Here is a 20,018-nt window from a genome sequence, read left to right as displayed (position 1 = left end):
AATCAAACGTCAATATTCGCCGCCCGCAGCGCGTTCTGCTCAATGAACTCGCGCCGCGGCTCCACCTCGTCGCCCATCAGCATCGTGAACACGCGGTCGGCCTCGATGGCGTCGTCGATCTGCACGCGCAGCAGGCGGCGCACGGTCGGGTCCATGGTGGTTTCCCACAGCTGTGCGGGGTTCATTTCGCCCAGGCCCTTGTAGCGTTGGCGCGAGGTGGCGTTTTCGGCCTGGCCGATGAGCCACTTCATGGCGATGCGGAAGTCGGCCACTTTTTCTTCCTTGGCGCGTTCGCCTTCGCCGCGGCGGACGGTGGCGCCGTCGCTGCTCAGCAGGTTGCGGAAGGTGTTGGCGGCTTCGGCGAGCGCGGCGTAGTCGGCGCCGTGCACGAAGTCCTGGGTGAGCACGCTGCTCTTGATGTTGCCGTGGTGGCGGCGGCTGATGCGCAGCAGCGGCTTGTCGGTGCGGGCATCGAATTCGCTGCTCACTTCGGCCGGCACACCGGTGGTGTTGAGTTCGCGCAGCTTGGCCTGCAGCGCCACGGCCGAGGCTTCGGCCGCGGGGGTGGTGTCGAGGTCGAGCGCCACGCCGTCGGCAATGGCGCGCAGCGCCTCCGCATCCATGAAGTTGCGCAGCCGCGCAATCACGGCTTCGGCCAGCTGGTGCTTGCGCGCCAGTTCGGCCAGGGTATCGCCGGTGAGCGTGGTCGAGTTGGGGCCGCCGGTCTCGATGCTCGCGTCCTTCAGGGCCACCTTGAGCAGGAAGGCGTCGAGCGCGGGGCCGTCCTTCAGGTACTGCTCTTCCTTGCCGACCTTCACCTTGTAAAGCGGCGGCTGCGCGATGTAGATGTGGCCGCGCTCGACCAGCTCTGGCATCTGCCGGTAGAAGAACGTGAGCAGCAGCGTGCGGATGTGGGCGCCGTCGACGTCGGCGTCGGTCATGATGATGATGCGGTGGTAGCGCAGCTTGGCAACGTTGAAGTCGTCCGCCCCGCCGCCCGCGCTGGTGGCGCCGGCGCGGCCGATGCCGGTGCCTAAAGCGGTGATCATGGTGAGAATTTCGTTGCTGGTGAGCAGCTTCTCGTAGCGCGCCTTTTCGACGTTCAGGATCTTGCCGCGCAGCGGCAGGATGGCCTGGAACTTCCGGTCGCGGCCCTGCTTGGCGGAACCGCCGGCGGAGTCGCCCTCCACCAGGTAGACCTCGCAGAGTGCGGGATCTTTTTCCTGGCAGTCGGCCAGCTTGCCGGGCAGGCCCATGCCGTCGAGCACGCCCTTGCGGCGCGTCATTTCGCGGGCCTTGCGTGCGGCTTCGCGGGCGCGGGCGGCCTCGACGATCTTGCCGCAGATGATCTTGGCGTCGTTCGGGCGCTCCTGCAGGTAGTCGGTGAGCAGGCGGCCGACGATGTCTTCGACCGGGGCGCGCACTTCGCTGGACACCAGCTTGTCCTTGGTCTGGCTCGAGAACTTGGGCTCGGGCACCTTCACGCTCAGCACGCAGCACAGGCCTTCGCGCATGTCGTCGCCGGTGACTTCGACCTTCGCCTTCTTGGCGAACTCGTTCTCTTCGATGTACTTGTTGATGACGCGGGTCATCGCGGCGCGCAGGCCCGTGAGGTGGGTGCCGCCGTCACGCTGGGGAATGTTGTTGGTGAAACAGAGGACTTGCTCGTTGTAGCCGCTGTTCCACTGCATGGCCACTTCAACGCCGATGTGCGTGCCCGGGATGCCGCCGTAGGTGTCGGCCGGCTTTTCGCCAGCGGCATAGAACGAGTTCGGATGCAGGACGGTCTTGCCCTTGTTGATGAACTCCACGAAGCCGCGCACGCCGCCGGCGCCCGAGAAGTCGTCTTCCTTGCCGGTGCGTTCGTCGTGCAGACGGATGCGCACGCCGTTGTTCAGAAAGCTCAGCTCGCGCAGGCGCTTGCTCAGGATCTCGTAGTGGAAATCGGCGTTTTCCTTGAAGATCTCGGTGTCGGGCAGAAAGTGCACCTCGGTGCCGCGCTTGTCGGTGTCGCCGATGACCTTCATGGGCGACACCTCGAAGCCGTTCACGGTCTCGAGCAAACGGTTCTGCACGAAGCCGCGGCTGAATTCGAGTTCGTGGATCTTGCCTTCGCGGCGCACGATCAGGCGCAGCTTCACGCTCAGCGCGTTCACGCAGCTCACGCCCACGCCGTGCAGGCCGCCCGAGACCTTGTAGCTGTTCTGGTTGAACTTGCCGCCCGCGTGCAGTTCGGTGAGCGCAATTTCGGCCGCCGAGCGCTTGGGCTCGTGCTTGTCGTCCATCTTCACGCCGGTCGGAATGCCGCGGCCGTTGTCGGTGACGGAGATCGAGTTGTCGCTGTGGATGGTGACGACGATGTCGTCGCAGTGGCCAGCCAGTGCTTCGTCGATGGAGTTGTCGACCACTTCGAACACCAGGTGGTGCAGGCCCGTGCCGTCGGAGGTGTCGCCGATGTACATGCCGGGGCGCTTGCGCACCGCCTCGAGCCCTTCGAGGATCGTGATCGAGCCTTCGCCGTAGCTGGTGTCGGCGGGCGTGATCTCGATCGGCACCGCACTCTCGATCTCGGGGGTGTAGACCGGTTCGGTGTGGGGCACTTCGGGCTTGTTCTCTTCTGCACTCATTCGGATATTCCTCTATCTCTCACGGCATTCACGGGATTTTTCGGGCTCTGGGAGCCTGTTTTTCCGGCCTCTTGAAAGCGCAAACCCGCGGAGGGCCGCGGGCTGTCTGCGCAAGGCGCTGTGTTTTCTGTCTTCTAGATTCGCATCGGCATCACGACATATTTGAAGGATGCGTTCTCGGGGATGGTTAAAAGGGCGGAGCTGTTGGAGTCGGCCAGGTCCAGCTTGACCATGTCCTGGTCCATGTTGGACAGGGCGTCGATCAGGTAGGTGACGTTGAAGCCGATCTCGATGGCGTCGCCGCCGTAGTCGATGTCGAGTTCGTCCTGCGCTTCTTCCTGCTCGGCGTTGTTCGATGCGATGCGCAGGGTGCCGGGCTCGATGTTGAGCCGCACGCCCTTGAACTTCTCGCTTGTCAGGATGGCGGTGCGCTGCAGGCTGGCCAGGAGGGGGGCGCGGCCGAGCGTGACGCTGTTCTTGTGGTTCTTGGGAATCACGCGGTTGTAGTCGGGGAACTTGCCCTCGACCAGCTTGGTGACGAACTCCATGCCACCGAAGCTGAACTTGGCCTGGTTGTTGGCAAACTGCATCTCGATGGCGCCTTCGGCGTCCGACAGCAGGCGCTGCATTTCAAGCACGGTCTTGCGCGGAAGAATGACTTCCTGGCGCGGCACTTCGACGTCGAGCGTGGCCGACGAAAAAGCCAGGCGGTGCCCGTCGGTGGCCACCAGGCTCAGTTGCTTGCCTTCGGCCACGAACAGGATGCCGTTCAGGTAATAGCGGATGTCGTGCACGGCCATGGCAAACGAGACCTGCGAGAGCAGGTCCTTCAGCGTTTTTTGCGGCACGCTGAACACGGGGCCGAAGTTGGCGGCTTCCTGCACCAGCGGAAAGTCTTCGGCCGGCAGCGACTGCAGCGTGAAGCGGCTCTTGCCGCCCTTGAGCACCAGCTTGCTCGCGCTCGATTCGAGGCTCACGGTCTGGTCGGCCGGCATGGTGCGCAGGATGTCGATGAGCTTGCGCGCGCCGATGGTGGTGGTGAAGTTGCCTTCATCGCCGCCGAGTTCGGCCGTGGTGCGGATCTGGATCTCGAGATCGCTGGTGGTCAGCTGAAGCTGACCGCCGGTCTTGCGGATCAGCACATTGGCGAGGATCGGCAGCGTATGGCGCCGTTCCACGATGCCCGCCACCGATTGCAGCGCGGCGAGGACTTTGTCTTGGGTTGCCTTCAAAACGATCATGTCTTCTTCCTCTTCTCTTTATCTCTTTGAATCCGCTTGTAAGACGCCATTCTCCGCTGTTGCGAGGCGCATTCTTGATGACATTCGCGGTCAGCCCTTGAGCGTTTGCTCGAGCACGTGCAACTGCTGGTTGAGTTCGGTGAGCTGCTGGCGCTCGCCCGAAATCTTGCGCACCGCGTGCAGCACCGTGGTGTGGTCGCGCCCGCCGAACAGCTCGCCGATTTCAGGCAGGCTCTTTTGCGTGAGCTCCTTGGCCAGGTACATCGCGATCTGCCGGGGCCGCGCGATGCTGGCCGGGCGCTTCTTGCTGTACATGTCGGCGACCTTGATCTTGTAATAGTCGGCCACCGTCTTCTGGATATTCTCGACCGAGATCTGCCGATTCTGGATCGACAGCAGGTCGCGCAGCGCCTCGCGCGCCAGGGCGATCGAGATTTCCTTCTGGTTGAAGCGCGAGTACGCCAGGATCTTGCGCAGCGCGCCTTCGAGCTCGCGCACGTTCGAGCGCACGTTCTTGGCGACGAAGAAGGCCACCTCTTCCGGCATTTCGGCCGATTCGGCGCGCGCCTTGTTGATCAGGATGGCCACCCGCATTTCGAGCTCGGGTGGCTCGATGGCGACGGTGAGGCCCGAATCGAAGCGCGACACCAGGCGCTCGTGGATGTCGGCCAGGCCCTTCGGATAGGTGTCGCTGGTCATCACGATGTGGGACTTCTTGGCCAGCAGGGCTTCGAACGCGTTGAAGAATTCTTCCTGCGTGCGGTCCTTGTTGGCAAAGAACTGCACATCGTCGATCAAGAGCAGATCGAGCGAGTGGTAGCGCTCCTTGAATTCGTCGAAAGTCTTGCGCTGGTAGGCCTTGACCACATCCGAGACGAACTGCTCGGCATGGATGTAGAGAACTTTGGAATCCGGACGGTCTGCGAGCAGCCGGTTACCCACAGCGTGCATCAGGTGGGTCTTGCCCAGGCCGACGCCGCCGTAGATGAACAGCGGGTTGTACAGGTGGCCCGGCATGCCGGCCACGTGCATGGCCGCGGCGCGCGCCATGCGGTTGGCCGTGCCCTCCACCAAGGTGTCGAAGGTCAGGCCCGAATTGAGGCGGTTCTTGAAGCCGGCGGCCGCCGGTTCCTCGCCCGGCCCGGCCACGTCGCGCGGCACGTCGGTTTCGGCCAGAACGGCAACGGGTGTAGAGCGCACGGGTGCTTCGCGCGGAGCGAGCGCTAACTCAACTGCAACCGGCTGGCCGTACATCTTCTCGGCCATGGCGGCAATCTTGCCCGCATACTGGGCCCGGATCCAGTCGAGCTTGAAGCGGTTGGCAACGAACACCGTCATGCGCGAAAGGTCGTCCGCGACCTGCGCCGTCAGGGGTTTGATCCAGGTGTTGAACTGCTGCTCGGACAGCTCCTGCGCGAGCTGGTCGACGCAAGCCTGCCAGAGGCTCTCACCGATGCCGTCAGTCGACATGGGTGCTTGAAAAAGTGGTGAGTCCCGCGGCCATTTTTTGGTATATGTGTTGTGGATATGCTCCGCTGCAAGGCGGCCCGCATTCTAACTTGTCAAAACCTTATCCACATCCCCGGGTGCACCCGGCAAAGGCCCGCAAAGTTGCTCGATGTTTGGTGTTGGGCCGAATGTTTGCGATAATTGCGGGTTTCCCTGAAAACCTCATTGCGTCTTTCGGGGGTCATCCGAAAAACGCTCCCAGCGCTCGCATGTCCAATATGGCCTTCATGGCTTCATAGGGGACATCGCGGATATCGGGGGAATCAGCAGGAAATCTCATCATGAAACGCACTTACCAAGCTTCCAAAGTCCGCCGCGCCCGTACCCACGGCTTTCTGGTCCGTATGAAGACCCGTGGCGGCCGTGCCGTCATCAACGCACGCCGCGCCAAGGGCCGCAAGCGCCTGGCCGTCTGACGGCAGTTCTGCCGTTGCCAGCCGCCGAGCCGCCAGCGCCAGCTTTCGCCGCCAGTACTTCTGGCCCGACCAGCGACAACGCAAGCGGCCCGGCTTCCATGCAGCGGCTCAAGACCCGCGCGCAGTTCCAGGCCGTCCTCGCAGGTGCCACCGTGGCGCGCACTGCTCATTTCGCATTGCATCGCTGCGCGCTCGATTCGTCGAGCGCGCAGCCTTTGTTCGCGTCCGACGATGTTTGGCTGGGCGCCATGGTGCCCAAGCGCTGGGCGCGCCGCGCGGTCACGCGCAACGCCATCAAGCGTCAGATCTATACCGTGAGCGCCGCACCCGATGCGGGCCTGCCCCGTGCGGCGCACGTGGTGCGGCTGCGCGCGGGATTTGACCGCAAGGAATTCGTGAGCGCCTCCTCGGACAAGCTCAAGGCCGCCGTGCGCGCCGAACTCCAGCACCTGCTGGCGCGGGCCGCGCGCTCCTCTGCCCCGTCGTCATGAAGCGCTTGCTGATCGGCCTCGTGAAAGGCTATCGCCTGCTGCTGAGCCCCTGGCTCGGGCAGTCGTGCCGCTTCGAGCCGACCTGCTCCGTCTATTCGATCGAGGCGCTCGAAGTCCACGGCGCTCTCAAGGGCAGTTACCTCACCCTGCACCGCATCGCGCGCTGCCAACCCTGGTGCCAGGGCGGGCACGATCCGGTTCCACCGAAATCACAGCGTCGCACTGGCAAGCCAGGCTCGCTGTTTTCGTCTCTTCTCTCCTCCGACAAGAAGTCTTCGTCATGAACGATATACGCCGCACGATCCTGTGGGTGATTTTTGGTTTCTCGCTGGTGCTGCTGTGGGACCAATGGCAGGTCTTCAACGGCAACAAGCCGACCTTCCTGCCGTCGAGCAAGCCGGCTGCCGTGGCTTCCGCGCCAGCGGGCAGCACGCCGGCCGCCAGCAACGGCGTGCCAGCCGCCGCGTCCGCCACCGGCGGCACTGCGGGCGCCGTGCCCACGCAGGCCGCCCCGGCCGCGCCGCGCGAGCGGGTCAGCGTGACCACCGATCTCTTCAAGGCAGTGATCGACAGCGAAGGCGCCACGGTCAACTACCTGGAGCTGCTGAAGTACGAAGAAGCCGACCGCACCAAGCACGTCGTCCTGTTCGAGAGCGATTCGCCCGCCACCCAATACGTGGCGCAGACCGGCCTGCTGAGCCAGACCGGTGAACCCTTCCCCAACCACCTGACGCCGATGGCGCCGAAGCCGGGTCCGCGCGAAATGGCCGAAGGCCAGAACACGCTCGAAGTGAGCTTCGAAAGCGCGCCCTCGGGCGGCTTGAAGTACGTCAAGACCTATGTGTTCAAGCGCGGCGACTACACCATCGGCGTGCGCCACGAGGTCGTCAACGTAAGCGACCAGCCGCGCGACGCGCAGCTCTACATGCAGCTGCTGCGCCACGGCACGGTGGCCGCCGGCACGATGTTCGGCACCAACACCTTCACCGGCCCGGCCGCGTACACCAACGAGAAGAAGTTCCACAAGCTCGACTTCTCGGACATCGCCAAGGGCAAGATCGAGCCGCCGCCGCCCGCCAACGACGGCTGGATTGCCATGGTGCAGCATTACTTCGTGTCGGCCTGGCTGCTCAAGGGCGACCCGGCCAGCGAACAGCTCAAGCGCGAATTCCGCGTGAAGGATCTGGGCGGCAACCTCTTCACCGTGGCCATGGTGGCCACGCTGCCGAAGATCGCCCCGGGCCAGACCCAGGTGGTCAACAGCGCGCTGTTCGCGGGCCCTGAAGAAGAAAAGAAGCTCGAAGCCATTGCGCCGGGCCTGGACCTGGTCAAGGACTACGGCATCTTCGCGATCATTTCCAAGCCGCTGTACTGGCTGCTGAACCAGCTGCACGGCATGCTGGGCAACTGGGGCTGGGCCATCGTGGCGCTGGTGGTGCTGCTGAAGGCGGCCTTCTACTGGCTCAACGCCAAGGCCTACGCCAGCATGGCCAAGATGAAGGCCATCAACCCCAAGATCATGGAAATGCGCGAGCGGCTGAAGGACAAGCCGCAAGAAATGCAGCAGGAGATGATGCGCATCTACAAGACCGAAAAGGTCAACCCGATGGGCGGCTGCTTCCCGATCGTGATCCAGATCCCGGTGTTCATTGCGCTCTACTGGGTGCTGCTGTCGTCGGTCGAAATGCGCCACGCACCGTGGATCGGCTGGATCACCGACCTGTCGGCACCCGATCCCTGGTACATCCTGCCGATCGTGATGACGCTCACCTCGCTGTTCCAGACCTGGCTCAACCCGACGCCGCCCGATCCGATGCAGGCCAAGCTGATGTGGATCATGCCGCTCGCGTTCAGCGTGATGTTCATCTTCTTCCCGGCCGGCCTGGTGCTCTACTGGATCACCAACAACGTGCTGTCGATTGCGCAGCAGTGGTTCATCAACAAGCGGCTGGGCGTGCTGGGCAAGTAAGCACAGCGGCCTTAGCCACCCACGCAAAGGGCCGCATCCGCGGCCCTTTGCCTTTTTGCTGAAAGAATCGTGTTTCCATGACCTTCGCCCGCACCACCGATCCCATCGTCGCCGTCGCCACCGCCTCGGGGCGCGGGGCCGTCGGGATCGTGCGCGTGTCCGGTGCCCGGCTCGCGCCGCTGATCGAGGCCCTCTGCGGCCGGCCGCTGAAGCCGCGCGAAGCCACCTATCTCCCGTTCCGCGACGCGGCCGGTGAACCGGTCGACCACGGCTTGGCAATCCACTTTCCCTCGCCCCATTCGTTCACCGGCGAAGACGTGCTCGAGCTGCAAGCCCACGGCGGAACGGTGGTGCTGCAGCTTTTGCTGGCACGTTGCCTCGAAGCCGCCGCCCAGGCCGATCCGGTCACCGGCCGCCCGCGCCTGCCCGGCCTGCGCGTGGCCGAGCCGGGCGAGTTCAGCCAGCGCGCCTTCCTGAACGGCAAGATCGACCTGGCCCAGGCCGAGGCCATTGCCGACCTGATCGACGCCAGCACCGAGGCGGCCGCGCGCAGCGCCGGGCGCTCGCTCTCGGGCGCGTTCTCGCGCGAGATCCACACGCTGCGCGATGCATTGATCCATCTGCGCATGCTGGTCGAAGCCACTCTCGATTTTCCCGAGGAGGAGATCGACTTTCTCCAGAAAGCCGACGCGGCTGGGCAGCTCGCGAGACTCCAGGTGCAATTGGCTGCGGTGCAGCAGCGCGCCAAGCAGGGGGCACTGCTGCGCGAGGGCATCAAGGTGGTGATCGCGGGCCAGCCCAATGCAGGCAAAAGTTCGCTGCTCAATGCATTGGCGGGTGCCGAACTGGCCATCGTGAGCGCGGTGGCGGGCACCACGCGCGACGTGGTCTCGCAGACCATCCAGATCCACGGCGTGCCGCTGCACGTGGCCGACACGGCGGGCCTGCGCGAAAGCAGCGACGAGGTCGAACAGATCGGCGTTGCACGCGCCTGGGGCCAGATCGAAAGCGCCGACGCGGTGCTGTTCCTGCACGACCTGACGCGCGCCGGCCTGCCCGACTACGTCGCCGCCGACGCCGAGATCTTGCGCAGCCTGCGGCAGAAGCTGCCCGCGAGCGTGCCGGTGCTCGATGTGTGGAACAAGCAGGACGCCGCGCCTATGGCGAGTGCAGGTGCGAGTACGGCCCAGGGCATCGCCCTGTCCGCCAAGACCGGCCTCGGCATCGAAGCGCTGCGCGAGCAACTGCTGGCCATGGCCGGCTGGCAGGCCGTGCCCGAGGGGGTCTACCTGGCGCGTGCGCGCCACGTGCAGGCGCTGGCCCGGGTCGAAACGCACCTGACGCTGGCCGCGATCCATCTGGCAGCGCAGGCGCAACTGCTCGACCTGCTGGCCGAGGAACTGCGCCTGGCGCAGAACGCGCTGAACGAAATCACCGGCGAGTTCGGCGCCGACGACTTGCTGGGAGTCATCTTTTCGCGCTTCTGTATCGGCAAATAGAGACAGCCCCTCCGAAAACCGTAAAGAGTTGTAGCCGAAAACCGCGCCCTTCGCGGATACTCCGGCACAGATGCGGGGGTTGAGAAAAGCATGTCCATCCAGAACCTGAGCCGCGCCATCGCGGACAACAACAGCACCGACGCCTTTGCGTTGACGCTGAACGTACAACAGTGGGAAACGCTGGCGGGCTATCTGCAGCCCATCACGACCGGCGTTGGCGACGTTCTCATCGAGCAGGGCACGCACGACCGCTCGGTGTACTTTCTCGAGAGCGGCGCCATCAGCGTGCACCGCGTGAGCAGCAAGGAACAGATGAAGCTGGCCGTGCTCATGCCGGGGTCGGTGGTGGGCGAAGGTTCTTTCTTCTCGCGCGAACCGCATTCGGCCAACGTGGTGGTCACCGGTGCGGGGCGCGTATGGCGGCTCACGGCGGTCCGCTTCCTGGAAATGTCGAATCGGCAGCCCAACCTGGCACTCGAAATCGCCATGGGTCTTGGCGCGGTGATCGCCAAGCGCATGGCACACCGGTCCAAGCGCGTCGCGGTCACCTGAGCCTCCATCCGGCCATTCCGCATGAAGTGCAAACCGTGGCAGCACGCCGCGGTCCGTTCCAGAAAATCGTTCCCCGTTCCCTAGAAGTCAGTCGAAATGGCCTTGATCTGTCCGGTCTGCAGCATGGAAAACCGCGAGGGCGCGAATTTCTGCAAGAGCTGCGGCGGCAAGCTGGCGCCCGCCGCACCCATGCCGATTTCGCCGTCTCCCGCTCCCCGCAGCCGGTCGGAGCGCGAGTGGGCCACCACGGCGCCCGCGCAACTGCGCGCACCCACGATCCCCGGCGGGCTCTTCGAGACCGGCGTGCCGGCCGCATCCACGGCGTCGTCTGCGGGCACCGCAACGCTGGCGGATGAGAAGACCCTCATTGCCGCGTTGGGCCGCCTGAGGCGCCCGCCGTCGCCGCCGCGGGAACCTCGGGCAAGGAAGTCTTCCAAGCCCAGGACGCCGCGGCCGCCCCGTGCCGAGCCCCGAAAGCCGTGGCGCTCCCGCGGCTTCTGGCTCTGGTTGCTGTTGCTGGCGGCGGGGCTCGTCATGGTCGCTGCGGGCTGGCGCGGCTACGGAGCGGACCAGCCGGACGAAGAAGTCGAAATCGCCAAACCCGCTGCGCCCGCCGTGCCGCCCGTGCCGTCGATGGAGCCACCGGCGGCAGTGCCCGAACCTGCGCCTGCGGAGCCGCCGGCCGCGGAAACCCTGCCGCACGATGCGGCGGCAACCACGGCCCCTGCCGCCAACCTCAAGCCAGCCCCTGCAGCCGTGAGCAAGTCGCGCAAGCCCGCACCCGCGGCACCGTCGCAGGCCGGAGCGCCCGAGTCCGTTCCGGCTGCAACCGCCGCGGCGCCGGCGCCGTCCCAGGCGCCCTCGGCGCCCACCGACCCGCTGGCCATTTGCGGCGACCGCAATTTCATCGCGAAGGCCCAGTGCATGGCCGCGCAGTGCCTCAAGCCCGAATACAAGCCGCACGCGCAATGCGAGGCCGTGCGCCGGCAGCAGCGCATCGAAGAAGAAAAGCGCAACCCGACGCTGGTCAACTAGCTCGGCGCCGCGGGAGGGTCCTAGCCCTTTTGCAGCCGCTCTATGGCGACCGCCAGGGCTGCCGGTTTGCCGGACAGCACGAGGGTATCGCCGTCGCTCAGCACCGTGTCGTCGGTGAGTACCTGGGCCTGGCCGTTATGGCGGCGCAGGCTGGCGACGCGAACGCCCAAGGATTCCAGCGCCAGTCGCGCCAGGGTCTGTCCCACCGCACGGGCGCCGGGGGTGAGGGTGAAGGTGTTGAGCCGCTCATGGTCGATCTCGTCGGCGTTGTCGTCGTCGGCGCCGTGGAAGTAGCCGCGCAGCAGGTTGTAGCGCGCATCGCGCTGGTCCTGCACCACGCGGATCACACGCCGCATCGGCACACCCACCAATGCGAGCGCATGGCTCGCGAGCATCAGCGAACCCTCGATGGCCTCGGGCACCACTTCGGTCGCGCCCGCGGCCTGCAGCTTTTCAAGGTCGTGGTCGTCCTGCGTGCGCACGATCACGGGCACCTGCGGCGCGTGGGCACGGGTGTTGGCCAGCACCTTCATCGCGCCCGGCACGTCGAGATAAGTGACGACCACGGCGCTGGCGCGGGCCAGGCCGGCCGCCATCAGCGCCTGCAGCCGCGCCGCGTCGCCGAACACCACCGAATCGCCGGCCGCGGCGGCCTGCCGCACGCGGTCGGGGTCGAGGTCGAGCGCCATGTACGGAATGCCCTCGTGCTCCAGGATGCGCGCCAGGTTCTGGCCGCAGCGTCCGTAGCCGCAGATGATCACGTGCTGCGCGGTGTTGATGGTCTTGCGCGCGATGCTGGTCATCTGCAGCGATTGCTGGAGCCAGTCGCTTGCCACCAGCTTGCGCACGATGGCGTTGGCGTACATCACGATGAACGGCGTCGCGAGCATCGACAGCACCATCGAGGCCAGCACCGGGTTGGCGAGCCAGGGCGGCAGCAGGCTGCGCTCCTGGGCCAGCGTCAGCAGCACGAAGCCGAATTCGCCCGCCTGCGCCAGGTACAGGCCGGTGCGCAGCGACACCCCCGCGGTGGCGCCCAGCACCCGCGCCAGCACCGTCACCAGCGCGAGCTTGAAGGCCAGCGGCAGGATCAGCAGCACGGCCACCAGGGCCCACCGGTCCACCACGATGTGCCAGTCGAGAGACATGCCCACGGTGATGAAGAAAAGGCCCAGCAGCACGTCGTGGAACGGGCGGATGTCGGTCTCGACCTGGTGCTTGTATTCGGTCTCCGACACCAGCATGCCGGCGATGAAGGCGCCCAGCGCCAGGCTCAGGCCGGCCAGGTCGGTGAGCCATGCCAGGCCGAGCGTGATCAGCAGCACGTTCAGGATGAAGAGTTCCTCGCTGCGCCGCCGGGCCACCAGGGTGAGCCACCAGCGCATGATGCGCGGACCGCCGAAAAGCAGCAGGCCGATCAGCAAGGTGGCCTTCACCATGGCCAGCCCGATGGCCTTGGCCAGCGCCTCTGGCGGTGCGCCGAGCGCGGGTATCAGCACCAGCAGCGGCACCACGGCCAAGTCCTGGAACAGCAGCACGCCCATCACGCGCCTGCCGTGTTCGCTCTCGAGCTCGAGCCGCTCGGCCATCAGCTTGACCACGATCGCGGTGCTGCTCATGGTCAACGCGCCCGACAGCGCCAGCGCTGTCTGCCAGCCGAGCCGCCAGGCCGGCGGGAGCTGCGAGGCGATCAAGAGCGCACCGGCGGTGGCGATGGTCATCGTGAGCAGCACCTGCAGGAGGCCGAGCCCGAACACGTGCTTGCGCATGGCGCGCAGCTTGGGCAGGCTGAACTCCAGCCCGATCACGAACATCAGGAACACCACGCCGAACTCGCCCAAGTGGAGGATGGCTTCGGAGTTGTGCGCCAATCCCAGCGCATGGGGCCCGATCAGCACGCCGGCCGTCAGATAGCCGAGCATCGGAGGCAGTTTCAGCGAACGGCAGACGACGACGCCGATCACCGCGGCCAGCAAATACATCAGCGTGAGATCGAACGAAGACATGGTCGGATGCTAGAGCAATGTCCATGCCCCGGGCGTGCCCCTTTCGCCCGCTGACCGGCCAAGTCGGCCGGCCCGTAAAATCCGCCGATGAGTTCAGCTCCCCTGCCCCCCGTGGTCGACGCCGACGCGATCCTGGCGCGCGCGCGCGCCACCTTCGACATCGAGTCCGACGCCGTACTCGGCCTCAAGTCGCGCGTGGGCCCGAGCTTCGTCGACGCCGTGCGCAAGATCCTCGAAGTGCGCGGCCGCGTGGTCGTCATGGGCATGGGCAAGAGCGGCCACGTGGGCCGCAAGATCGCCGCGACCCTGGCCTCCACGGGCACGCCGGCCATGTTCGTCCATCCGGCCGAGGCCAGCCACGGCGATCTCGGCATGATCAAGGCGGTCGACCTGGTGCTCGCCATCTCCAACAGCGGCGAGGTCGACGAGCTCACCGTGATCCTGCCGGTCGTCAAGCGCCAGGGCGTGCCCCTCATCGCCATGACCGGCCGCATCGATTCCACCCTGGCCCGCCACGCCGACATCGTGATCGACGCCGGCGTTGCCAAGGAGGCCTGCCCGCTCAACCTCGCCCCCACCGCGAGCACCACCGCCCAGATGGCGATGGGCGATGCGCTGGCGGTGGCGCTGCTCGATGCACGCGGCTTCGGCTCCGAAGACTTCGCGCGCTCGCACCCCGGCGGCGCGCTGGGCCGCAAGCTGCTCACTCACGTGGCCGACGTGATGCGCTCGGGCGACGAAGTGCCGCGTGTCGCGCCCACCGCTACGCTCAGCGAACTGATGCGCGAGATGAGCTCCAAGGGCCTGGGTGTCACGGCCGTGGTCGACGCCGAAGGCCGGGCCATCGGCATCTTCACCGATGGCGACCTGCGCCGCCAGGTCGAGACCGGCGGCGACCTGCGCGGCCTCACGGCCGCCGACGTGATGCACCCCGGTCCGCGCACGCTGCGCGCCGATGCGCTGGCGGTCGAGGCGGCCGAACTGATGGAAGAACACCGCATCACCAGCGTGCTCATCGTCGATCCCGCGGGGCATTTGATCGGCGCGCTCAGCATCAACGACCTGATGCGCGCGAAGGTCATCTGATGCCGCTCGACTTCCAGGCAGAAACCTTGATTGCCGCGCAGGATGCGCGCATTGCGTTCTTCGACATCGACGGCGTGCTGACCGACGGCGGCGTCTATTTCACCGAACACGGCGAAACCCTCAAGCGCTTCAGCATCCTGGACGGTTACGGCCTCAAGCTGCTGCGCCTGGCCGGCATCACGCCCGCGGTGATCACCGGGCGCGATTCGAAGCCGCTGCGCGTGCGGCTCGAAGCGCTCGGCATCGAGCATGTGCGCTACGGCACCGAAGACAAGCTGCCCGCGGCCGAAGCCATGCTCCAACAGCTTGGGTTTGGTTGGCACCAGGCGGCCGCCATCGGCGACGACTGGCCCGACCTGCCGGTGCTGGCGCGCGCCGGCTTTGCGGCAGCCCCCGCCAATGCGCACGTGGAAGTGCGAGAAGCGGTCAACTACGTCACCCGCGCACGCGGCGGCGAAGGCGCGGCACGCGAATTCTGCGACCTGCTGCTGACGGCCTGCGGCCAGTACCGGCGCCTGCTCGACACCGCCCGGGGTCCCCGGCAATGAAGGGTGCCTGGAACCTGCTGCGCGACGTTCTCGACCGCGCCACCATCTACCTGCCCATCATCCTGACCGCGGCGGTGGCGCTCGGTACCTACTGGCTGGTGCGCAACGCGCCCAAGCTGCTCGAACCCACCGCCAAGGCCGCGCCCACGCACGAGCCCGACTATTTCATGCGCGGCTTCGTGATCAAGAACTTCCTGCCCAACGGCGACCTGCGCAGCGAACTCCACGGCAAGGAAGGCCGGCACTACCCGGACACCGACACCGTCGAGGTCGACGACGTGCGCATGCGCTCCGTCTCGCCGCAGGGCTACACCACCCACGCCACGGCCAACCGCGGCCTGTCGAATTCCGATGGCAGCGAGATCCAGCTCTTCGGCAATGCCGTCGTCATCCGCGACCCCGTCGTCGCGCCCGGCGGCAAGGGCACGCCGCGGCTCGAGTTCCGCGGCGACTTCCTCCACGCCTTTCTCGACTCCGAGCGTGTGACCTCGAACAAGCCCGTCACGCTCATCCGCGGCAGCGACCAGTTCACCGCCGACAACCTCGACTACGACAACCTGAGCGGCGTGGCCAACCTGACCGGCCGGGTGCGCGGCGTGCTGATCCCATCGGCCGCTCCCTCAGCCGGCAAACCGCGCTGAAGACAAAACAAAAGCAACCCGGAAGACAGCCCGCGCATGAGCCCATCCCCGCTTGTCTTCATCACCGGCGCGTCGAGCGGCATCGGCCAGGCCCTCGCCGCGAGCTTTTATTGGGCCGGCTACCGGCTGGCGCTGGTCGCCCGCCGCACCGGGGAAATCGAATCCTGGGCCGCCGCCTGCCAGCTGGACCCCTCCCGCTATCAGATATATAGCGCCGACGTGGCCCTGACGGACAGCATCCTGGCTGCCGGCGCCGCCTGCATCGAACGCCAGGGCCCGCCCGACGTGGTGATTGCCAACGCCGGCATCAGCGTGGGCATCGACACGGCGGAGCGCGAAGACATCGAGGTGATGAGTCGGACCTTCGCCACCAACAACGTGGGCCTGATGGCCACCTTCCATCCTTTCGTTGCGGCGATGCGGCAGCGCGGCAGCGGCCGGCTGGTCGGCATCGCGAGCGTTGCGGCCATCCGCGGCTTGCCGGGGCATGGGGCCTACTGCGCCAGCAAGGCGGGTGTGGTCGCGTATTGCGAGAGCCTGCGGGGCGAGCTGCACAACAGCGGCGTCAAGGTCGTCACGCTGTGCCCGGGCTACATCGACACGCCGCTGACGCAGGGCAACCGCTACGGCATGCCCTTTCTCATGAAGGCCGAAGACTTTGCGGACCAGGCGCTGCGCGCCATCGAGGCCGGCACCAGCTACCGAGTGATTCCCTGGCAGATGGGCGTGGTCGCCAAGCTGATGCGCATGCTGCCGAACGCCTTGCTCGACCGTGCCGTGCAAGGCCGTGCCCGCAAGAAGCGCAGCGGCGAAAGCTGAGCCTTCCTCGGGCGCCGCCACTTTGCGTCCGTTCCAATGAAAAAGGCTCCCGAGGGAGCCTTTTGTCTGTGTGAACCGGGATGCAGGGCTCAGTAGCCGCTGTTTCCACCGCCGCCGTAGCCGCCGCCACCACCGCCGGAGCGACCACCGCCACCACCGCCGCGAGGACCGGCGCCGTAGGGGCTGCGGAAACCGCCGTCGCCACCACCGCCGCCACCGCCACTGCGGCCACCACCACCGCCGCCGTAGCCGCCACCACCGCCGGAGCGGCCACCGCCACCACCGCTGCGATCGCCGCCACCACCGTAGCCGCCACCACCGCCGCCGTAGCCACCGCCACCACCGCCGCCATAACCACCACCGCCGCCGCCGTAGCCGCCACCACCACCACCACCGCTGCGCGGGGGACGTGCTTCCATCGGACGTGCTTCATTTACGACGACGCTGCGGCCGCCCAGGGGCTGGCCGTTCATGCCGTTGATGGCGGCCTGCGCTTCCGCGTCGCTGCCCATCTCGACGAAGCCAAAGCCCTTCGAGCGGCCGGTGTCGCGTTCCATCATGACCTTGGCACTGGTCACCGAACCGAATTGTCCAAAAGCCTGTTCGAGATCACCGTCGCGCACTGAGTAAGGCAGGTTGCCGACGTACAGTTTGTTGCCCATCAAGGGACTCCTATAAACACATAGCAAGAAAAGCGACGGAGTCCCTGAAGCATCACTCAAACGAGAGCCGTCGAGTCGCGCGAAACTGACCGATCACCGAACTTCCTCCCAGCAAAATGAAGAGGGAGGCTCGTGCATTATGGGTGAAATACGTGAAATGCAAGCAGGAATTTGCCGCTTCCTGCAGGGGCTCCAAAAATTACGAAAAGCTAGCGCCCGCTTACCTGTCGACAGAGGGCGTTCGGCGGGTTAGGTAGAATCCCGAGCGTCATTGGGGAGTAGCCGCCTTCCACCGCGAGAAGGGCCCGCGTCAACAGACTTGTCCTGCCCCACACAGGACATGGCGCGTGCAGTGAATCACCTGGCGAGACCTTTGACCGTGCAACTTCGGGAATATGGCCGAAGGTGTTGCACGGTCAATTGCGTCCTTCGGCCCAAGGAACCCCTGCTCTCATGGAAGCTTTTCTCGTTGCAACGGGCGTGGTTGCGCTCGCCGAAATGGGCGACAAGACCCAGTTGCTGGCCCTCTTGCTGGCCGCTCGTTTCAGAAAACCCTGGCCCATCGTGCTCGGCATCTTCGCCGCCACCATCGTCAACCATGCATTGGCCGGCGCGGTCGGCAACTACATCACCCGTTGGCTCGGCCCCGAGGTCCTGCGCTGGATCCTGGGCGGCTCGTTCATCGCCATGGCCGCGTGGATGCTGATTCCCGACAAGCTCGACGAAGACGACGCGCCCGCCGCTTCGCACTACGGCGTCTTCGGCACCACGCTGGTCGCGTTCTTCCTGGCCGAGATGGGCGACAAGACCCAGATCGCGACCGTCATGCTGGCCGCGCGCTTCACGCAGGCCTACGTCTGGGTGGTCGCGGGCACCACGCTCGGCATGATGCTGGCCAACGCACCGGTGGTCTGGCTCGGCGACAAGATCGTGAAGCGCGTGCCGATCAAGCTCGTGCACGGCATCTCGGCCGCGATCTTCCTCGTGCTCGGCATCGTGATGATCGTCGGCTGGTAGTGCGGCGGGCGATATACTGGCTCCTGCGCCGATTTGCTACAGCTTGCGGGCGCTTTATAAATTCAGCTAAAGACAGTCAGTTGGCGACAACCCGGCTCGTTTTTGGCGAGGCCGGGTTTTTTCATTGATGTCGTCGTCACCTTCCTTGGTCGTCTCTGTGCAGTCGATGCAGTTCGCGGGCCCGCTGGCCCTGCGCAGCGGCTCATCGCTCGGCAGCTACACGCTTGCCTACGAAACCTACGGCACCCTGAACGCCGAGCGCAGCAATGCGGTGCTGGTGTGCCATGCGCTCAATGCCTCGCACCACGTCGCGGGCACCTACGAAGGGCAGTCCAAGTCCGAAGGCTGGTGGGACAACATGGTGGGACCGGGCAAGCCGGTGGACACCGACCGCTTCTTCGTGATCGGCGTGAACAACCTCGGTTCCTGCTTCGGCTCGACCGGGCCGATGCATGTGAACCCCGCCACCGGCCGCGTCTATGGCGCCGACTTTCCCGTGGTCACGGTCGAGGACTGGGTCGATGCCCAGGCCGCGCTGCTCGACGCGCTCGGCATCCGCACGCTCGCGGCGGTGATGGGCGGAAGTCTCGGCGGCATGCAGGCACTGTCGTGGACGCTGCAGTACCCCGACCGCGTGCGGCACGCCGTGGTGGTGGCCAGCGCGCCCAACCTCACGGCCGAGAACATCGCCTTCAACGAAGTGGCGCGCCGCGCCATCGTCACCGACCCCGATTTTCATGGCGGCCACTTCTACGAGCACGGCGTCATTCCCAAACGTGGCCTGCGCATCGCGCGCATGATCGGCCACATCACCTACCTGAGCGACGACGTCATGAACGAGAAGTTCGGACGCATCCTGCGCAGCGCGGTCGAAGGCGAGGCGGCGGGGCGGGACTACCGCTATTCCACGCAGGAGATCGAGTTCCAGATCGAGAGCTACCTGCGCTACCAGGGCGACAAGTTCAGCGAATACTTCGACGCCAACACCTACCTCCTGATCACGCGCGCGCTCGACTACTTCGACCCGGCGCGCGCCCACGGCGGCAACCTCAGTGTGGCGTTGGCGCAAGCCACCGCCAAGTTCCTGCTTGTGAGCTTCAAGACCGATTGGCGCTTCTCGCCCGCGCGCAGCCGCGAGCTGGTGAAGGCGCTGCTCGACAACCGCCGCAACGTGAGCTACGCCGAGATCGACGCACCGCACGGGCACGATGCCTTCCTGCTCGACGACGTGCGCTACATGGGTGTGGTGCGGTCCTATTTCGAGCGCGTGGCGCATGAGATCCAGGCTGAAGGGACAGCGCAATGAGTGACATCGAAACCCAGCGCCTTCTCGCCAATCTCGTGCCCGAAGGCTCGCGCGTGCTCGACCTCGGCTGCGGCGACGGCGCCATGCTCGACCTGCTGCAGCGCGAGCGCGGCTGCAGTGGCTACGGCGTCGAGATTGCCGACGGCAACGTGCTGCAGTGCATCCGCCGCGGCGTCGACGTGATCCAGCTGAACCTGGACGAAGGCCTTGCCGTGTTCGACGACGCCACGTTCGACGTGGTGCTGCAGATCGACACGCTGCAGCACTTGCGCAATGCCGAGGTCATGCTGCGCGAAACCGCGCGCGTGGGCCGCATCGGCATCGTCGCCTTTCCCAACTTTGCGCATTGGCCCAACCGCATCAGCATTGCGCGCGGCCGCATGCCGGTGACGCGCCGCCTGCCCTACCAGTGGTACGACACGCCCAACATCCGGGTCGGCACGTTCAAGGACTTCGAGGTGCTGGCGCAAAAGAACAGCCTGCACGTGCTCGATGCCTTCGGCGTGCAGGAAGGCCGCAGCGTGCGCTGGCTGCCCAATGCGCGGGCGGGCACGGCCGTGTTCAAGTTCGAACGGGAGCGCTGAGCGATTCCGT

At 65.9% G+C, this 20,018-nt stretch carries 20 protein-coding genes and 1 riboswitch; of the genes, 14 read left to right on the top strand and 6 right to left on the bottom strand.

Translation table 11 applies throughout. The annotated features are described in order from the left end of the window. Positions 1 to 2: 2 nt before the first annotated feature. The 3 genes from gyrB to dnaA all read right to left on the bottom strand — a co-directional run bounded on the left by gyrB (position 3) and on the right by dnaA (position 5,338). The gene (gene gyrB, locus ACJ7Z0_RS16040; protein ID WP_434790606.1) at positions 3 to 2,627 is read right to left on the bottom strand and encodes a DNA topoisomerase (ATP-hydrolyzing) subunit B; all 2,625 of its coding nucleotides are present in this window, start codon (positions 2,625 to 2,627) and stop codon (positions 3 to 5) included. 134 nt (positions 2,628 to 2,761) lie between these two features. After that, complete coding sequence (dnaN, locus tag ACJ7Z0_RS16035; protein ID WP_012745167.1) at positions 2,762 to 3,868, bottom strand: DNA polymerase III subunit beta; 1,107 nt, start codon at positions 3,866 to 3,868, stop codon at positions 2,762 to 2,764. Between the two features lie 90 nt (positions 3,869 to 3,958). After that, positions 3,959 to 5,338, bottom strand: a complete 1,380-nt coding sequence (gene dnaA / locus ACJ7Z0_RS16030; RefSeq protein ID WP_093020203.1) for a chromosomal replication initiator protein DnaA — start codon at positions 5,336 to 5,338, stop codon at positions 3,959 to 3,961. A 320-nt stretch (positions 5,339 to 5,658) separates the two neighbouring features. On the opposite strand from dnaA, the gene rpmH reads away from it, so the two are divergent. The 6 genes from rpmH to ACJ7Z0_RS16000 all read left to right on the top strand — a co-directional run bounded on the left by rpmH (position 5,659) and on the right by ACJ7Z0_RS16000 (position 10,304). Further along, complete coding sequence (gene rpmH / locus ACJ7Z0_RS16025) at positions 5,659 to 5,793, top strand: 50S ribosomal protein L34 (RefSeq protein WP_007834827.1); 135 nt, start codon at positions 5,659 to 5,661, stop codon at positions 5,791 to 5,793. A 98-nt stretch (positions 5,794 to 5,891) separates the two neighbouring features. Then, a complete protein-coding gene (locus ACJ7Z0_RS16020) occupies positions 5,892 to 6,284 on the top strand; it encodes a ribonuclease P protein component (protein ID WP_434790605.1) in 393 nt (130 codons plus the stop codon). Beyond that, positions 6,281 to 6,568, top strand: coding sequence for a membrane protein insertion efficiency factor YidD (yidD, locus tag ACJ7Z0_RS16015; RefSeq protein ID WP_431126217.1), 288 nt, complete (start codon positions 6,281 to 6,283; stop codon positions 6,566 to 6,568). The genes ACJ7Z0_RS16020 and yidD overlap by 4 nt, the downstream gene beginning before the upstream one ends. Continuing rightward, positions 6,565 to 8,253, top strand: a complete 1,689-nt coding sequence (gene yidC / locus ACJ7Z0_RS16010; protein WP_434790604.1) for a membrane protein insertase YidC — start codon at positions 6,565 to 6,567, stop codon at positions 8,251 to 8,253. Before yidD ends, yidC begins: the two co-directional genes overlap by 4 nt. A 77-nt stretch (positions 8,254 to 8,330) precedes the next feature. Continuing rightward, positions 8,331 to 9,752 carry a tRNA uridine-5-carboxymethylaminomethyl(34) synthesis GTPase MnmE gene (gene mnmE, locus ACJ7Z0_RS16005; protein ID WP_434790603.1) on the top strand — a complete coding sequence of 474 codons (1,422 nt, stop codon included), beginning with the start codon at positions 8,331 to 8,333 and terminating at the stop codon, positions 9,750 to 9,752. A 90-nt stretch (positions 9,753 to 9,842) separates the two neighbouring features. After that, the gene (locus ACJ7Z0_RS16000) at positions 9,843 to 10,304 is read left to right on the top strand and encodes a Crp/Fnr family transcriptional regulator (protein ID WP_431126223.1); all 462 of its coding nucleotides are present in this window, start codon (positions 9,843 to 9,845) and stop codon (positions 10,302 to 10,304) included. Positions 10,305 to 10,384: 80 nt separating this feature from the next. On the opposite strand, the gene ACJ7Z0_RS15995 is transcribed toward ACJ7Z0_RS16000, so the two are convergent. Next, the gene (locus ACJ7Z0_RS15995; protein WP_434790602.1) at positions 10,385 to 10,840 is read right to left on the bottom strand and encodes a hypothetical protein; all 456 of its coding nucleotides are present in this window, start codon (positions 10,838 to 10,840) and stop codon (positions 10,385 to 10,387) included. Here ACJ7Z0_RS15995 and ACJ7Z0_RS15990 point away from each other — a divergent pair. Next, positions 10,839 to 11,339, top strand: a complete 501-nt coding sequence (locus tag ACJ7Z0_RS15990) for a hypothetical protein (protein WP_434790601.1) — start codon at positions 10,839 to 10,841, stop codon at positions 11,337 to 11,339. The two genes, ACJ7Z0_RS15995 and ACJ7Z0_RS15990, sit on opposite strands and share 2 nt — an antisense overlap. A gap of 20 nt (positions 11,340 to 11,359) precedes the next feature. On the opposite strand, the gene ACJ7Z0_RS15985 is transcribed toward ACJ7Z0_RS15990, so the two are convergent. Further along, the gene (locus tag ACJ7Z0_RS15985; RefSeq protein WP_434790600.1) at positions 11,360 to 13,345 is read right to left on the bottom strand and encodes a monovalent cation:proton antiporter-2 (CPA2) family protein; all 1,986 of its coding nucleotides are present in this window, start codon (positions 13,343 to 13,345) and stop codon (positions 11,360 to 11,362) included. A gap of 87 nt (positions 13,346 to 13,432) precedes the next feature. Between ACJ7Z0_RS15985 and ACJ7Z0_RS15980 the strand changes: the two genes are divergently transcribed. The 4 genes from ACJ7Z0_RS15980 to ACJ7Z0_RS15965 are packed head-to-tail and all read left to right on the top strand — an operon-like array spanning position 13,433 to position 16,439. Continuing rightward, positions 13,433 to 14,431 carry a KpsF/GutQ family sugar-phosphate isomerase gene (locus ACJ7Z0_RS15980; protein WP_434790599.1) on the top strand — a complete coding sequence of 333 codons (999 nt, stop codon included), beginning with the start codon at positions 13,433 to 13,435 and terminating at the stop codon, positions 14,429 to 14,431. Then, positions 14,431 to 14,979: a KdsC family phosphatase gene (locus tag ACJ7Z0_RS15975; RefSeq protein WP_431126231.1), complete on the top strand. Its 549-nt coding sequence runs from the start codon at positions 14,431 to 14,433 to the stop codon at positions 14,977 to 14,979. Before ACJ7Z0_RS15980 ends, ACJ7Z0_RS15975 begins: the two co-directional genes overlap by 1 nt. Beyond that, positions 14,976 to 15,620, top strand: a complete 645-nt coding sequence (gene lptC, locus ACJ7Z0_RS15970; protein ID WP_431126232.1) for an LPS export ABC transporter periplasmic protein LptC — start codon at positions 14,976 to 14,978, stop codon at positions 15,618 to 15,620. The genes ACJ7Z0_RS15975 and lptC overlap by 4 nt, the downstream gene beginning before the upstream one ends. 36 nt (positions 15,621 to 15,656) lie before the next feature. After that, positions 15,657 to 16,439 (top strand): SDR family oxidoreductase, encoded by a 783-nt coding sequence (locus ACJ7Z0_RS15965; RefSeq protein WP_434790598.1) that lies wholly within the window; start codon positions 15,657 to 15,659, stop codon positions 16,437 to 16,439. An 89-nt stretch (positions 16,440 to 16,528) separates the two neighbouring features. On the opposite strand, the gene rbp is transcribed toward ACJ7Z0_RS15965, so the two are convergent. After that, a complete protein-coding gene (rbp, locus tag ACJ7Z0_RS15960) occupies positions 16,529 to 17,101 on the bottom strand; it encodes an RNA-binding regulator (protein ID WP_434790597.1) in 573 nt (190 codons plus the stop codon). A gap of 261 nt (positions 17,102 to 17,362) precedes the next feature. Beyond that, positions 17,363 to 17,539: riboswitch (yybP-ykoY riboswitch) on the top strand. Between the two features lie 15 nt (positions 17,540 to 17,554). Between rbp and ACJ7Z0_RS15955 the strand changes: the two genes are divergently transcribed. From ACJ7Z0_RS15955 to metW, 3 genes are all read left to right on the top strand, one after another. Continuing rightward, the gene (locus tag ACJ7Z0_RS15955; protein ID WP_431126238.1) at positions 17,555 to 18,118 is read left to right on the top strand and encodes a TMEM165/GDT1 family protein; all 564 of its coding nucleotides are present in this window, start codon (positions 17,555 to 17,557) and stop codon (positions 18,116 to 18,118) included. A 127-nt stretch (positions 18,119 to 18,245) separates the two neighbouring features. Then, positions 18,246 to 19,424 carry a homoserine O-succinyltransferase MetX gene (gene metX / locus ACJ7Z0_RS15950; RefSeq protein ID WP_434790596.1) on the top strand — a complete coding sequence of 393 codons (1,179 nt, stop codon included), beginning with the start codon at positions 18,246 to 18,248 and terminating at the stop codon, positions 19,422 to 19,424. Continuing rightward, a complete protein-coding gene (gene metW, locus ACJ7Z0_RS15945; protein ID WP_434790595.1) occupies positions 19,421 to 20,008 on the top strand; it encodes a methionine biosynthesis protein MetW in 588 nt (195 codons plus the stop codon). Before metX ends, metW begins: the two co-directional genes overlap by 4 nt. The last annotated feature ends 10 nt before the right edge of the window (positions 20,009 to 20,018 follow it).

This window comes from Variovorax palleresanus, assembly GCF_051144945.1.
GTDB lineage: Bacteria > Pseudomonadota > Gammaproteobacteria > Burkholderiales > Burkholderiaceae_C > Variovorax > Variovorax paradoxus_S.
Note: the sequence above shows the minus strand (reverse complement) of the source record. Positions and strands in the feature narration are given on the sequence as shown.